At 45.1% G+C, this 15,284-nt stretch carries 10 protein-coding genes, 5 tRNA genes and 2 rRNA genes; 11 read left to right on the top strand and 6 right to left on the bottom strand.

From position 1 onward, the window contains the following. Positions 1-159 precede the first annotated feature (159 nt). The gene (locus OCV56_RS20320) at positions 160-1,371 is read right to left on the bottom strand and encodes an MFS transporter (protein ID WP_086714277.1); all 1,212 of its coding nucleotides are present in this window, start codon (positions 1,369-1,371) and stop codon (positions 160-162) included. A gap of 29 nt (positions 1,372-1,400) precedes the next feature. Here OCV56_RS20320 and OCV56_RS26170 point away from each other — a divergent pair, with 29 nt between their 5' ends. Together OCV56_RS26170 and OCV56_RS20310 are read left to right on the top strand one after the other, a co-directional pair. Continuing rightward, complete coding sequence (locus OCV56_RS26170; RefSeq protein ID WP_190960444.1) at positions 1,401-1,550, top strand: hypothetical protein; 150 nt, start codon at positions 1,401-1,403, stop codon at positions 1,548-1,550. A 461-nt stretch (positions 1,551-2,011) separates the two neighbouring features. Beyond that, positions 2,012-2,626, top strand: coding sequence for a YitT family protein (locus tag OCV56_RS20310; RefSeq protein WP_086714276.1), 615 nt, complete (start codon positions 2,012-2,014; stop codon positions 2,624-2,626). 117 nt (positions 2,627-2,743) lie between these two features. On the opposite strand, the gene sigZ is transcribed toward OCV56_RS20310, so the two are convergent. Together sigZ and OCV56_RS20300 are read right to left on the bottom strand one after the other, a co-directional pair. Then, positions 2,744-3,343, bottom strand: coding sequence for an RNA polymerase sigma factor SigZ (gene sigZ / locus OCV56_RS20305; protein WP_086714275.1), 600 nt, complete (start codon positions 3,341-3,343; stop codon positions 2,744-2,746). Then, positions 3,327-3,623 (bottom strand): ArsR/SmtB family transcription factor, encoded by a 297-nt coding sequence (locus OCV56_RS20300; protein ID WP_086714274.1) that lies wholly within the window; start codon positions 3,621-3,623, stop codon positions 3,327-3,329. Before OCV56_RS20300 ends, sigZ begins: the two co-directional genes overlap by 17 nt. A 234-nt stretch (positions 3,624-3,857) precedes the next feature. Here OCV56_RS20300 and OCV56_RS20295 point away from each other — a divergent pair, with 234 nt between their 5' ends. Next, a complete protein-coding gene (locus tag OCV56_RS20295) occupies positions 3,858-4,907 on the top strand; it encodes a permease (protein WP_086714273.1) in 1,050 nt (349 codons plus the stop codon). Positions 4,908-4,985: 78 nt separating this feature from the next. Here OCV56_RS20295 and OCV56_RS20290 read toward each other — a convergent pair. The 3 genes from OCV56_RS20290 to trmY form a co-directional block, all read right to left on the bottom strand. After that, positions 4,986-6,190 (bottom strand): IS3 family transposase gene (locus OCV56_RS20290; RefSeq protein WP_102514112.1). Its coding sequence is split into 2 segments (ribosomal slippage): positions 4,986-5,803 and positions 5,803-6,190, totalling 1,206 coding nucleotides; the frame shifts between segments, so codons are not numbered across the junction. A 137-nt stretch (positions 6,191-6,327) separates the two neighbouring features. Next, the gene (locus OCV56_RS20285; RefSeq protein ID WP_086715402.1) at positions 6,328-7,530 is read right to left on the bottom strand and encodes a hypothetical protein; all 1,203 of its coding nucleotides are present in this window, start codon (positions 7,528-7,530) and stop codon (positions 6,328-6,330) included. 244 nt (positions 7,531-7,774) lie between these two features. Further along, entirely contained in the window at positions 7,775-8,374 is a 600-nt protein-coding gene (gene trmY, locus OCV56_RS20280; RefSeq protein ID WP_086715401.1) for a tRNA (pseudouridine(54)-N(1))-methyltransferase TrmY, read from the bottom strand. A gap of 256 nt (positions 8,375-8,630) precedes the next feature. On the opposite strand from trmY, the gene OCV56_RS20275 reads away from it, so the two are divergent. From OCV56_RS20275 to OCV56_RS20240, 8 genes are all read left to right on the top strand, one after another. Then, the gene (locus OCV56_RS20275; protein ID WP_086715399.1) at positions 8,631-9,155 is read left to right on the top strand and encodes a DUF3087 family protein; all 525 of its coding nucleotides are present in this window, start codon (positions 8,631-8,633) and stop codon (positions 9,153-9,155) included. Positions 9,156-9,774: 619 nt separating this feature from the next. Then, positions 9,775-11,329: ribosomal RNA gene (locus OCV56_RS20270) — 16S ribosomal RNA — on the top strand. A gap of 89 nt (positions 11,330-11,418) precedes the next feature. Then, a tRNA-Glu gene (locus OCV56_RS20265) sits at positions 11,419-11,494 on the top strand. Between the two features lie 2 nt (positions 11,495-11,496). Then, positions 11,497-11,572: transfer RNA gene (locus tag OCV56_RS20260), tRNA-Lys, on the top strand. 25 nt (positions 11,573-11,597) lie between these two features. Next, a tRNA-Val gene (locus OCV56_RS20255) sits at positions 11,598-11,673 on the top strand. 25 nt (positions 11,674-11,698) lie between these two features. Beyond that, a tRNA-Ala gene (locus OCV56_RS20250) sits at positions 11,699-11,774 on the top strand. Positions 11,775-11,838: 64 nt separating this feature from the next. Beyond that, positions 11,839-11,914, top strand: a tRNA-Val gene (locus OCV56_RS20245). A gap of 442 nt (positions 11,915-12,356) precedes the next feature. Continuing rightward, a 23S ribosomal RNA gene (locus OCV56_RS20240) occupies positions 12,357-15,250 on the top strand. The 16S and 23S rRNA genes sit together here with 5 tRNA genes alongside, the layout of an rRNA operon. Positions 15,251-15,284: the final 34 nt, after the last annotated feature.

Below are 15,284 nucleotides of genomic sequence, written 5' to 3'. Positions count from 1 at the left end.
TATTATTCAGTGAGGTTTATGCAAGTTTCGCTAGTTATAATTTCGATTTCAACGCCCAATAAAAAAGAGAGCGAATATCTTAGGATGTGTTCCTTTCGATATCCACTTCTTATTGGTTTGCTTATCAATTTTCGCTGCTGGGGGAGTCAGTGTTAAATGTTAAGCCATTGCCAATTTGATGCGCTCAATCGGCTTGTCATTGATTGGTAAATGGATAAGCGCTGCTGCAAATGCCAATACCACCGTTGACCACCAAATTGGCTCGTAAGATCCATAGTAATCGTAAATACGACCACCAACCCAAGCGCCTAAGAAACTACCCACTTGGTGAGTGAAGAAAACCAAGCCATACAAAGTCGATAGGTAACGTGCACCGAAGATCTGACGAACTAAGCCAGAAGTTAGCGGTACTGTACCTAACCAACAGAATCCAATTGCCCCGCCGAAGATAGCTGCGGTTGATTCCGTTACTGGTAGAGTCACAAACGCACCAATAACCACTGTACGCACTAAATACAGTGCCGACATTACATGACGCTTACTAAACTTATCGCCCATTACACCCCAGAAGTAAGATCCGAAGATGTTAAAGATACCGACATAAGCCAGTGCCATCGCTGCGCTGCTCGCAGGTAAATTCTTGTCTGCTAAGTAACTTGGCAAGTGTGTCGCAATAAACATCACGTGGAAACCACACACAAAGAAGCCAGCGTGAATCAACCAGTAACTTTTGTTAGAGAACGCTTCAGACAACGCTTCTTTCAATGTTTGATTGTCTTCTGCTTGAGCCTGTTTGTTTGATGCCGCTTTGGGCGCACGCATGAACAGTGCAAAAGAGATCATCAAACAACACAATACTCCAAACACTTGCATCGCACTTTGCCAATCGAATTCGTTCAACATGTATTGCGCGCCCGGAATCACCGCGAACATACCAAATGAACCGGCAGCCGTGGTTAAACCGAATGCTTTAGCTGCGTGTTCTGCGGGTACTACTTTCGCGACAGCACCCAACACGATCACATAGCTCGTAGCACTTAATCCAAGGCCAACCAGTGCGCCCAATGAAACGTAAAGCATGCTTGATTCGGTAGAAATAGAGGTAAGAAGTAAACCCAAACCGTAAGCACATGCGCCAGCAATAATGATGCGTCTTGCTCCCCATTTGTCAGCAGCCATACCAACAAAAGGTTGGAACACACCGAACAACAGGTTTTGTAGAGCAATAGCGAAGCTGAAAAACTCTCGACCCGTGCCGAAATGCTCTGAAATTGGCATCATGAAAATGCCGAATGATTGTCTGATCCCTAGACTGATAATAAGTGTGCCGATCCCAAGCCATACCAGTAAAGGAAAACGGAAAATGCTCATTCTAATACTCTTAAATTAATGGTGATGATGTGAGTGCTCTTGCGCAGACATGTGTTGGTCAGTCATTTCGTGGTGGTGTTCGTGCCCAGAATGATCATGGCCTGACTGCTGGTGGCACCCACTGCTTACGGCATGCTGAGCCAGAAGATCAATCAATGGCTGACTGTGATGCACAATAACCAAACTAATGACGAGGAATAACGTCATTCTTGCCAGTTGGGCAAAAAGAGATTGTGAAAACATAAGGTGTTTACATGCGCTCTATGTTGTAAGAAGTCGCGCATCATAATGACGAGTGAGATATGTATCAAATGACCATTTGTGATTTAGTCTATGCGTTTTATGCATAGATCTATGCGTCGCTGGAATTGGGATGAAACATGACCAATAAATAGGAAAACGCTAAGCTCACTGATTCAACGGTAGAAGCGTGTAATTCAGAATAGATACTTGATTTCATGTTCATAACTGATTGCTTTATTGAGATATTTCACAAAACTGTAAAAACTAATATACAAACTAATCACCTCACAAGATCGGCTACTCGCTCGACTTATCTGCTAAACATCGTAAATTTGGGCGTAAATCGTTTCAACATGACTGAAACGCGATGTTAAAAGATTCAGGGAGAGTCATTCATATGGATAAAGATCATAACCTTCGCGAAAACTTGCTGGCACTGATCTTAGGTAGCGCATTGGTATCACTCGGCGTTATCTTTTTCAATCAGGTCGGTTTGCTCACCGGAGGCACCGCTGGTCTAGCAATCTTCATCACCAAAATAACAGACCTAAGCTTTGGCCAAGTGTTCTTCGCACTAAACTTACCTTTCTATATTTTATCCGTCGCTCGTATGGGGTGGCGTTTCACAATCAATACTTTTATTGCAGTTTCGATAGTTTCGTTCGCAGTGGATCACTTATATCACGTGATTCAGATCGCCGAGATTCATGCACTGTATGCAGCATTACTTGGCGGCGGGTTAATTGGTACTGGTATGTTGGTGATTTTCCGTCACAAGATGAGCTTGGGCGGCTTTAATATTCTGGCGCTGTTCCTACAAGAACGTTTTGGAATTCGTGCGGGTAAGGTTCAGATGGCACTAGACTGCACGATTGTTGTGCTGTCACTGTTTATCGTTGATGTGTCATTGGTTCTGTTGTCTGTACTGGGCGCAATAGTCACCAACTTGATTTTGGCGATGAACCATAAACCGGGGCGCTATCAACCGGTCGTAAAAGCGGAAGCGGCATAGTTCGGTTCGATCAAGCACTAGGTTAGCTTAAACAAAGTGATTTACAGATTATGAAAACAACAAAGCCAGCACTAATTGCTGGCTTTGTTGTGTTTATTTAAATAACTAATATTACGATTAGCACTTACTGCAATCAGCGTCAGGTTTGAGATCGCAATCAATCACATTACCTTGCTGATCAAGTGACAGGTTACAGCACTCTTCAAACAGATTTTTAAGATCCCCTCGGCTTTTTTGAACGCGGGATTTTACCGTTGAGTAGCTGATGTTTTGTGCCTCTGCGATATCTTTTTGGCTTTGACCTTTGATGTCAACAGCAAGCAGTAATGATGAACTTTGCTCTGGCAGTGCTTGAATAAAGGGCTCGATACACAATGATAGCTTCTGTTTGAATTCTGAATCGTGGTCTAAATCGGTAAACCACAGATCTTCGGCATCAATCTGGCTGTCACGTTGCTGGCGAGCGTGTTTACGGTAGAAGTCGATGATCGTGTGATTGGCTAATTGGAACAGCCAAGCCTTAACACTGCTCGCATCTTGTACCTTGTCTAGATTTTGATAAGTCTTAATCAAGATCTCTTGAAGCAAGTCTTCTACATCGGCTGCATTGTTGACCTTAGAGTGCAGAAACGACTTCAACGCTTGTTGATACTCGGCCCAAACTTGTTCTAAGTTTAAAGATGCCCTATTCAAAGATGCCTTAGTTGCACTGTTCATTCGCGCAACACTCGTCTTGTAAGAAACCAATCACGCCTTCTAGGCATTCATACTCTGCCACGCAGAATAAGGTTCTTCCCTCACGTCTTTGGCTGATTAGTCCTGCAGATGCAAGGCTTGATATATGGTGAGACAAGGTAGAACCAGGGATATTTAGCTCTTCTTGTAGGCCGCCAACTGCAATGCCTTGGTAGCCAGCTTTTACAACACTCTTATAGATACTTAGGCGGATAGGGTGCCCCAACTCTTTAAGTGCTTTTGCAACGACTTCTAAGTCCATATTAACTCCTCAAGATTTGATTTCGATATTAGTCGAAATGTGGCCTGAATTCAAATTTTAAAGTGATGAATGTTTAAGTTATTGAAAAATAATATCTTTGAAAATTATTTCGATTTTTATCGAAATAATTCTTGATCTACGACGGTTTATTTCTATAATTCGAGAATATTCGAAATTAAAGGTTTGGTTACTTTTCTCATAGAGTCCGGCCTTCAATCCAGTTTGGAGTTAATTATGAGCAATGAAATGTTAACAATGCTAAAAGACGCACTTGATATGTTCGCTTTCTTAGCAGTAGAGCTAATCATCCTTTTCTTGGCGATCAGCTACATTGTTGGGATTCTGCAAGAGTTTCTTACACCAGAAAAGATTCAGTCTATCTTGAGTTCACGTAACGGTAAGGGTTATGTAGTAGCAGCGTTACTAGGTGCGATTACGCCTTTCTGTTCATGTTCGACCATTCCTTTCTTAAAAGGGTTGCTGCGTGCACGAGCGGGCTTTGGTCCAATGATGGTGTTCCTATTCGGTAGCCCACTATTGAACCCAGTGATCATTGGTTTGTTCGTGATTACGTTCGGCTGGCAAGTGGCTGTGTTCTACTTCCTAGTAGCAATGACGGTATCGGTAGTGGCAGGTTATGCACTAGAGAAACTAGGTTTTGAGCGTTACGTAAAAGCAGAAGCGTATGAATCAACAGGTTCTTCTTCAAGCTGTGGTACTAGTTGTGGTGACTCGGCTCCTAATAAAGCTGTACCAGTAATGGCGAAAGAGACTTCTTGCTGCGATTCTAAAAAGGAAGAGCCACAAGTGACTGTTTCATGCTGCTCAGCGGATGGAAGCGCGACGGTGGAAATCGTAGAGAAGAAAGAGCCTAGCCGTTGGATGAGAATTTGGCTCTCAACTTGGAAAGACTTCAAACAAGTTTTCCCTTACTTGATGATGGGTATCGCAATTGGTTCATTCATCTACGGCTTCATTCCTACAGACCTAATTGCACAATACGCTGGAGAAGGTATGTGGTATGCGATTCCTGTAGCAGCTGTAATTGGTATTCCCCTATACATTCGTGCTGAAGCGGTAATCCCACTAAGTGCAGCTTTAGTACAAAAAGGTATGGCGCTAGGTTCGGTAATGGCATTGATCATTGGTAGTGCAGGTGCAAGTTTGACTGAAGTTATCCTGCTTAAATCAATCTTCAAAAACCAAATGATTGCAGCATTCTTATTCGTTATCTTAAGCATGGCGATGGGTGCAGGTTTCCTATACAGCTTCATCTTTGGTTAATCAGGTCTGATTCCTAGATAACCCGATTGATAACAAGATTTAGATGACCCGTCCTGATATGGGTTGACACTTGATTGACTAAAACGCTCGATGTATTTCATCGGGCGTTTTGTATTTTAGAGCCGTGTGAGGCCTATATTCATTATAGATTTTTACTGATTCAGCGACCATTTTCTTTGCTTCATCTAAATCATTAGGTTTATTCAACAGATACTCCATCTTCAGTATTCCGTTGATCCTCTCTGCCAACGCATTCTGATAACAGTCATAGCCATCAGTCATTGAGCAAGATACACCATACTGTCGATGCAACTCTTGGTATTCAACAGAGCAGTACTGAACACCTCGATCTGAGTGATGGACAAGCTCACCTGTATTCTTCCGCTCTTTCAACGCGTTTAAAAAGGCCTGCTTGACCGTGCGAGCTTTCATATCATCACTTATGTGATAGCCCACGATTTTTCTTGAGTAAGCGTCCGTCACTAAACTGAGATACGTACTACCACGCCGCGTTGCTAGATAAGTAATATCGGCAACCCATAATTGCTCTGGTCCTTCCGGTATTAAGCCTTCTTTGATTCGATTTGGATGGCAGTAAAAGCGATGATTACTGTTTGTGGTTCGATGGTAAGCCCTTCGATTCTGTACTAATAATCGATTCATTCTTAGCAGAGAGAATAAGCGGTCTCGCCCGATTTCAATATCGTTCTGAGCAAGTAAATACTTGATCTTACGAGTCCCTATACGAGGGTGCATCATCCTTTGCTCCTTCACAAAACCGAGTACAGATTCATCTTTCTTTGTCTGATGAATTTCGGCAACACAGCGTTTGTAGAAAGCTTGTCTTGTAATACCTATGAAGTGACAAGCTTTAGTAACGGTCAACTTTCTGACCGTTTTTTCCTTAATAACTCGGCCTTGCGCTTCTTTGAGATTCGGACTCCGAAATCTCGATCCATGACTTTTACAACCGCTTCAAAGAACTCAGCTTTGAGCTGAGTTTCTTCTAATTGCTGCTCGAGTTCTTTGATTCGTTGCTCTGGGGTTTGAGTTGAGGAAGAGTTTGACATAGTCGCTCCTAACGCTCTCGATTGTTCTATTCCTTTAGACCAATCTAGTTGACCATGTTTGCGAAGCCAAACTAAAACGGTAGAGCGCCCTTGGATCCCATAACGTTCTTGAGCTTGCTTATAAGTCATTTCGCCTTTTTCAACTTGGCTTACGACTGCCAATTTAAAGGCAAGAGAATAATCTCGTTGAGTACGTCTACTTGTTGTTTTCATGACACTCTCCAATTTCATGTTGGAAATGTGTCAACCATATTTAGGACGGAACAAGATGATAAAAAAGAGCTCACTTAGTTGAGCTCTTTTTTTGCTTAGGTTTTCCGTCCTGAAATGAGTTTAACAAACCATACGTATCAGACTGGGTTTGGTATTGCCGCCGAAGTACCGTGTGCTGCGAAAGCATTAGTGGCTAACACATCACAATGGTGACGATTAATTGCATCGCCATAATTGTTAGTGATGCCGGGGAACTGAAAGCGATACATTGGAATACCGTAGCGACGCTCTCTCTGCTGACCTATTCGGTCTTTGCTTGTCCATAGCAGTCGGTTTTTCGCGGTGTAAGTCATGCCGTGCATTTTATTGAAGTACTCTTCGTGACTGCGCATCTGCTCGTATAACTCGATGATGCGTTGTCGGGAGAAGTTTAATGTTGTGCTCGCTTTAAGTTGCGTTCCCCAACCAGTTAATACCTTTTCCATGAAGTCTCGTGTGACAAGGCCGGGGCCTGTAAGTAATCCTGCACCTTTGCTTCCGCCAGACGTATTGGCATTACCTACCAAAGTGCCGTGTCGACCAGGCATGTAGGTTGTGTAGTATTTAGTTGAGGGGGACAAGCGAGGCATTCTTGCTTTAAAAGCCAGTGAGCGTTCGTCTTCCGCGAAAACACACACGATCTGTTTAACGTTTTTACCGAGTGATTTGTAATCCTTGAATGCGTTCATCCCGCCGGGTACGGGATCACACGCAAAGATGTTGACGGGAATATGGCTAAGTTCGGGATCTTTGAGCATACGGTTCGCCAATTCAAAGCAACTTACACCACCTCGGCTCCAGCCCACGATGTTAACTTGGCTAATCGGTTTACTTTGGCGCTCAATCGCGATGTTCTGCTGGCGTGCTGCCATGCCGTGTTTCAGGTCAGCCGCTAATTCTTGCGAATCTTTCAACCAATCTTGATATTTCTGGTTGGTTGCAAAAGGCCAAGCCGATTTTGCAGGGCGAGATTCACTGAGCAGTCCTTTCGCTCGCTTCATGTAGTCATTCTTATCTTGTTGGTTTCCACGCAAGATATTCAGAACATGGCGCATATTGCTATCAATGCCTTTGCCCAACAATGTTCCCTTAACTCCAGAATAGGTGTCGTCCTTACCTTGCTTCAACCACTCGTTCTGATTGCCACTACCAACCCCATCCACTTGAATGTAGTCAATCATGTCTCTGCCCGTTGCATTCTTTGCTAACGTCGAAATCAATTCGCCAGACACATAGTTTTTGTGATTGTTGTCTTCTGAGTTGGATCCTGTTCCACAGAAGAATACGGTTAATACGCTCATCCTTTGCCTTTAACACGATTAATTAAGATTGGAATCAGTATAGAAGTGATATGAGAAATTTATAAGATTGAATGAGTTAGAGAGAGGCATTGCTCCGAGGTTTAATGCAATAAAGCTGAAAATAGCGAAATGATTACAGGTTACAATGTGTTAAAAAAGATTGTCATGCAGAGGATAAGGCAATAAAAAACCCAACGGAAGGCTGGGTTTTAAGGGATGTAGCTTAATAAGTGGTGGCAGAGAATCAGAAGTCTCTTAAATCAAGCTCATTGTTGATTAACACAACGCACTGAGAAGCGAACAACATGTTTGGGCCTAAACTGATTTTCTCTGTTCCCAGACGCTTTAAGCTGTTGTAGCTCTTCTTCGGCATAGGGATGTGGTCAGTTAGAAGGAAACATGGGTTTTCAGCAATCTCTGCATCACGGATAAAGTCGCCTTTCTTATCCATCATGTACAGCTGGTGGTCTTCTGCTAGCTCTTTAACGAGCTTCTCAAAACTCATAGTACGAACAGTGATGCCCGGTTCAACCTGACGCATCTGTTCTTTTGTCATACCTTGAGAAGCGTCAACCGCTCTTACTACCGCTGATAACAATGCAGACTCATGGAAGCCACCAATGTTGGTGATTTCGTTTGAATCGAATGTAATCGTGCGTGAAAAGTCTTTAGTACTTTCTAATACAAGGTGTACGGTGACATTCTCACGGTGAGATTGAGCAACGAAGATCGTGTTCATCAGAGTATGAGCCAGAATCTCAGTATGAGCATCTTGCCCAACACCTTCTAAGATAAGTTTGCTCTCTGTAGGGGCTGCGCGAGCGCGTAATACAAATGAACGCATGGAATGTACCTTGTCAGTATTTGATAAAGCGAAGCGGGCTTTATCAACATGAATTGATGAATAACCAAAATTGTGGCGGTATGTAACTCTTTTCTATTAATGAAGTCAAATAGAGTTGCGTATAGCGCCAATCAGAAGAACTCTGCGTATTAAATAGAGAATGACCACATTACAAGATGGTAAGGGTTGAAGCGACCCAATGTTTACGTAGATAGTATGCGCAAATTATTAGGTGACTTGCAGAAGGAAGTAGTCGATGAAGTTACAGAAGATCAATAAAGAAGAATACAGAAAGAAGATGAACCTGTTATTGGTTTCGTTGGTTGGTTCTCTCGCCGTGTTCGCCATTGTATTCGGAACCATACTGATTGACCTATTCGGTTCAGGGCAATCAATCGTTGGCGAATCGACAGGTAATTTTCACTTGAACGTATTAGGTGTGATCTTATCAGTCGCATTGAATGCATTTATCGCGAGTCGTGTAAAAGGGCATGATTACTTCAAAGAAGCACTTTATGTATGGAACCTTAAGCAAATCCATAATCAAATCTATCGTAAGCTAAAGCGTATTCAACCCAAAGCTGAGCAAGGCGACCGAGACGCGCTGACCATCCTTTACTTCTACTACACCACGCAAAAACAGGTATACGACCTAGACAACAACACATTGACGATAAAAACAGTTCAGCAATCGCTAGATAACATCCTAGAACTGAGTGAGAAATGGAGTATTGAGCTAGATATAGAGGCTTTTTCGAAAGATCTAGTCGCAAAGTTTTAAGCAATATGCCCATTATTGTATGAGCTTTGAGCGACGAAAGAACCTTTTGACGTAAAAGTATCCACTTAAGCAAGTTTTTTGAATTTTTATCAAAAAAGGGGTTGCCATGTTTTCGATGATCTCTATAATGCCGCCTCACTGACACGGCAGACGCCGCAAGGCTTCAGCAGTAATCAGTAAGACGGAAAGTTCGAAAGAAATTAATTTTAAAAAGTGTTTGACACTTAAGATTAAATCGCTAGAATTCACGTCCGCTTTCAAGGGTTTCTTTGTAAAAAGAAAGTTTCGATAAGCAAAGCTCTTTAACAATTTAAACCTATCAATCTGTGTGGGCACTCGTTGATGAATATCAAAACGTTATTGGTTCTTTTTCGAAAGAGCGTAATAGCAGTTACTTCGGTAACAAAATGATTTCAATGAACTGAGTGACCAATACGAATAATTACTTTCTTTATGGAAAGGGGTTATTTGGCACAGTCAATTCATTATCATTCTGTTGGAATGGTAATAGCTTTAGAATTACATGTTCACGTTCCTTTTTCGAAAAGAGCGAATGAATATTAGTTTTGAAGTCAGTATTCGTTGAGTCACACCTATTAGTTTAGGTAATCAAAACTTTAAATTGAAGAGTTTGATCATGGCTCAGATTGAACGCTGGCGGCAGGCCTAACACATGCAAGTCGAGCGGAAACGACACTAACAATCCTTCGGGTGCGTTAATGGGCGTCGAGCGGCGGACGGGTGAGTAATGCCTAGGAAATTGCCTTGATGTGGGGGATAACCATTGGAAACGATGGCTAATACCGCATAATGCCTACGGGCCAAAGAGGGGGACCTTCGGGCCTCTCGCGTCAAGATATGCCTAGGTGGGATTAGCTAGTTGGTGAGGTAATGGCTCACCAAGGCGACGATCCCTAGCTGGTCTGAGAGGATGATCAGCCACACTGGAACTGAGACACGGTCCAGACTCCTACGGGAGGCAGCAGTGGGGAATATTGCACAATGGGCGAAAGCCTGATGCAGCCATGCCGCGTGTATGAAGAAGGCCTTCGGGTTGTAAAGTACTTTCAGTTGTGAGGAAGGGGGTAGCGTTAATAGCGCTATCTCTTGACGTTAGCAACAGAAGAAGCACCGGCTAACTCCGTGCCAGCAGCCGCGGTAATACGGAGGGTGCGAGCGTTAATCGGAATTACTGGGCGTAAAGCGCATGCAGGTGGTTCATTAAGTCAGATGTGAAAGCCCGGGGCTCAACCTCGGAACTGCATTTGAAACTGGTGAACTAGAGTACTGTAGAGGGGGGTAGAATTTCAGGTGTAGCGGTGAAATGCGTAGAGATCTGAAGGAATACCAGTGGCGAAGGCGGCCCCCTGGACAGATACTGACACTCAGATGCGAAAGCGTGGGGAGCAAACAGGATTAGATACCCTGGTAGTCCACGCCGTAAACGATGTCTACTTGGAGGTTGTGGCCTTGAGCCGTGGCTTTCGGAGCTAACGCGTTAAGTAGACCGCCTGGGGAGTACGGTCGCAAGATTAAAACTCAAATGAATTGACGGGGGCCCGCACAAGCGGTGGAGCATGTGGTTTAATTCGATGCAACGCGAAGAACCTTACCTACTCTTGACATCCAGAGAAGCCAGCGGAGACGCAGGTGTGCCTTCGGGAGCTCTGAGACAGGTGCTGCATGGCTGTCGTCAGCTCGTGTTGTGAAATGTTGGGTTAAGTCCCGCAACGAGCGCAACCCTTATCCTTGTTTGCCAGCGAGTAATGTCGGGAACTCCAGGGAGACTGCCGGTGATAAACCGGAGGAAGGTGGGGACGACGTCAAGTCATCATGGCCCTTACGAGTAGGGCTACACACGTGCTACAATGGCGCATACAGAGGGCAGCAAGCTAGCGATAGTGAGCGAATCCCAAAAAGTGCGTCGTAGTCCGGATTGGAGTCTGCAACTCGACTCCATGAAGTCGGAATCGCTAGTAATCGTGAATCAGAATGTCACGGTGAATACGTTCCCGGGCCTTGTACACACCGCCCGTCACACCATGGGAGTGGGCTGCAAAAGAAGTGGGTAGTTTAACCTTTCGGGGAGGACGCTCACCACTTTGTGGTTCATGACTGGGGTGAAGTCGTAACAAGGTAGCCCTAGGGGAACCTGGGGCTGGATCACCTCCTTATACGAAGATATTTACGATGAGTGTCCACACAGATTGATTAGGTTTAGAAAGTAAAAGAGACGAAGAACTCCCAAGTTCTTCAATCCAGTGTCCCGTTCGTCTAGAGGCCTAGGACACCGCCCTTTCACGGCGGTAACAGGGGTTCGACTCCCCTACGGGATACCATTGGGTCGTTAGCTCAGTTGGTAGAGCAGTTGACTTTTAATCAATTGGTCGCAGGTTCGAATCCTGCACGACCCACCATTTCCTCCCAAGGAAATAAAATTTGGGGCGATTAGCTCAGTTGGGAGAGCACCTGCCTTACAAGCAGGGGGTCACTGGTTCGAGCCCGGTATCGCCCACCATTTCCTCCCAAGGAAATAAAAATATGGGGCTATAGCTCAGCTGGGAGAGCGCCTGCCTTGCACGCAGGAGGTCTGCGGTTCGATCCCGCATAGCTCCACCATTCCTTCCATAAGAATGGCTTTTATTTTCACTTTTTAAAAAGTGAAGACAAAAGGAAACTTTATGGGCGATTAGCTCAGTTGGGAGAGCACCTGCCTTACAAGCAGGGGGTCACTGGTTCGAGCCCGGTATCGCCCACCATCTTTAAGCATTCTCTTCGGAGAGTTTTTAAAAATGGTTTTGAAAGTTTACGCTTTAAAAACTCTTGCTCTTTAACAATTTGGAAAGCTGACTGATTACTTAATTGGTTTTCACTTTAAAAAGTGAAATCAAACAGCTCAAGGCTGTGATTAAGTTAATCAAATTTAAAAGTTCTCAATGTTTATCTGCTCTTATTTAATAAGAACAGCATAAGCACAACAAACACATTCAAGTGTCTTGTATTCGAACGATCAGAAATGATTGTTCATTTTTTGATTCTACTTTTTATTAAAAAGTGGAAACAAAAAGTAAATTGAGTCCGGCAAACAGTTATCAAGAATTAACCCTTCTTGATGACAACCAAAACCTTGGTTAGTTGCCATACTAGTTTGTTTTCACTTTTCAAAAGTGAAAGTAAAACAGAGACCCTTTCGGGTTGTATGGTTAAGTGACTAAGCGTACACGGTGGATGCCTTGGCAGTCAGAGGCGATGAAAGGCGTAATAACTTGCGATAAGCCCAGATTAGGTAGTAATAACCTTTTGAGTCTGGGATTCCTGAATGGGGAAACCCACTTACATAAGTAAGTATCCTGTTGTGAATACATAGCAACAGGAGGCAAACCGGGGGAACTGAAACATCTAAGTACCCCGAGGAAGAGAAATCAACCGAGATTCCGAAAGTAGCGGCGAGCGAAATTGGATTAGCCCTTAAGCTTTTAATGATGCAGGTGAAGAGTCTGGAAAGTCTCGCAATAAAGGGTGATAGCCCCGTAACCGACACATCATAATCAGTGAAAACGAGTAGGGCGGGACACGTGATATCCTGTCTGAATATGGGGGGACCATCCTCCAAGGCTAAATACTACTGACTGACCGATAGTGAACCAGTACCGTGAGGGAAAGGCGAAAAGAACCCCTGTGAGGGGAGTGAAATAGAACCTGAAACCGTGTACGTACAAGCAGTAGGAGCACCTTCGTGGTGTGACTGCGTACCTTTTGTATAATGGGTCAGCGACTTAATTTTAGTAGCAAGGTTAACCGTTTAGGGGAGCCGTAGGGAAACCGAGTCTTAACTGGGCGTACAGTTGCTAGGATTAGACCCGAAACCAGGTGATCTAGCCATGGGCAGGTTGAAGGTTGAGTAACATCAACTGGAGGACCGAACCGACTAATGTTGAAAAATTAGCGGATGACTTGTGGCTAGGGGTGAAAGGCCAATCAAACCTGGAGATAGCTGGTTCTCCCCGAAAGCTATTTAGGTAGCGCCTCGGACGAATACTACTGGGGGTAGAGCACTGTTAAGGCTAGGGGGTCATCCCGACTTACCAACCCTTTGCAAACTCCGAATACCAGTAAGTACTATCCGGGAGACACACGGCGGGTGCTAACGTCCGTCGTGGAGAGGGAAACAACCCAGACCGCCAGCTAAGGTCCCAAAGTATAGCTAAGTGGGAAACGATGTGGGAAGGCTCAGACAGCCAGGATGTTGGCTTAGAAGCAGCCATCATTTAAAGAAAGCGTAATAGCTCACTGGTCGAGTCGGCCTGCGCGGAAGATGTAACGGGGCTAAGCTATACACCGAAGCTGCGGCTACGTACCTTAGGGTATGTGGGGTAGGGGAGCGTTCTGTAAGCCGTTGAAGGTGGTCTGTAAGGGCTGCTGGAGGTATCAGAAGTGCGAATGCTGACATGAGTAACGATAAAGGGAGTGAAAAACTCCCTCGCCGGAAGACCAAGGGTTCCTGTCCAACGTTAATCGGGGCAGGGTAAGTCGACTCCTAAGGCGAGGCCGAAAGGCGTAGTCGATGGGAAACGGGTTAATATTCCCGTACTTCTTACAATTGCGATGGGGGGACGGAGAAGGCTAGGTGGGCCTGGCGACGGTTGTCCAGGTTCAAGTACGTAGGCGGGTGGTTTAGGTAAATCCGGACCGCTACTAACGCTGAGATACGATGTCGAGCTACTACGGTAGTGAAGTCATTGATGCCATGCTTCCAGGAAAAGCCTCTAAGCTTCAGATTGTAAGGAATCGTACCCCAAACCGACACAGGTGGTCGGGTAGAGAATACCAAGGCGCTTGAGAGAACTCGGGTGAAGGAACTAGGCAAAATGGTACCGTAACTTCGGGAGAAGGTACGCTCTTATCAGTGAAGTCCCTTGCGGATGGAGCAGACGAGAGTCGCAGATACCAGGTGGCTGCAACTGTTTATTAAAAACACAGCACTGTGCAAAATCGTAAGATGACGTATACGGTGTGACGCCTGCCCGGTGCCGGAAGGTTAATTGATGGGGTTAGACTTCGGTCGAAGCTCTTGATCGAAGCCCCGGTAAACGGCGGCCGTAACTATAACGGTCCTAAGGTAGCGAAATTCCTTGTCGGGTAAGTTCCGACCTGCACGAATGGCGTAATGATGGCCACGCTGTCTCCACCCGAGACTCAGTGAAATTGAAATCGCTGTGAAGATGCAGTGTACCCGCGGCTAGACGGAAAGACCCCGTGAACCTTTACTACAGCTTGGCACTGAACATTGAACCTACATGTGTAGGATAGGTGGGAGACTTTGAAACCGCGTCGCTAGATGTGGTGGAGTCGTCCTTGAAATACCACCCTTGTAGTTTTGATGTTCTAACGTTGGTCCCTGAATCGGGATTACGGACAGTGCCTGGTGGGTAGTTTGACTGGGGCGGTCTCCTCCCAAAGAGTAACGGAGGAGCACGAAGGTGGGCTAAACACGGTTGGACATCGTGTGGTTAGTGCAATGGCATAAGCCCGCTTGACTGCGAGAATGACAATTCGAGCAGGTGCGAAAGCAGGTCATAGTGATCCGGTGGTTCTGAATGGAAGGGCCATCGCTCAACGGATAAAAGGTACTCCGGGGATAACAGGCTGATACCGCCCAAGAGTTCATATCGACGGCGGTGTTTGGCACCTCGATGTCGGCTCATCACATCCTGGGGCTGAAGTCGGTCCCAAGGGTATGGCTGTTCGCCATTTAAAGTGGTACGCGAGCTGGGTTTAGAACGTCGTGAGACAGTTCGGTCCCTATCTGCCGTGGGCGTTGGAAAATTGAAAGGGGCTGCTCCTAGTACGAGAGGACCGGAGTGGACGAACCTCTGGTGTTCGGGTTGTCATGCCAATGGCATTGCCCGGTAGCTAAGTTCGGAATCGATAACCGCTGAAAGCATCTAAGCGGGAAGCGAGCCTTGAGATGAGTTTTCCCTGACACTTTAAGTGTCCTAAAGGGTTGTCGTAGACTACGACGTTGATAGGCAGGGTGTGTAAGTGCTGCGAGGCATTGAGCTAACCTGTACTAATTGCCCGTGAGGCTTAACCATACAACACCCAAGGGGTTTTGTGGACTCAAAACTA

This window comes from Vibrio gigantis, assembly GCF_024347515.1.
Classification (GTDB): domain Bacteria; phylum Pseudomonadota; class Gammaproteobacteria; order Enterobacterales; family Vibrionaceae; genus Vibrio; species Vibrio gigantis.
The sequence above is the reverse complement of the archived record's forward strand: the minus strand, read 5'-3'. Positions and strand labels throughout refer to the sequence as shown.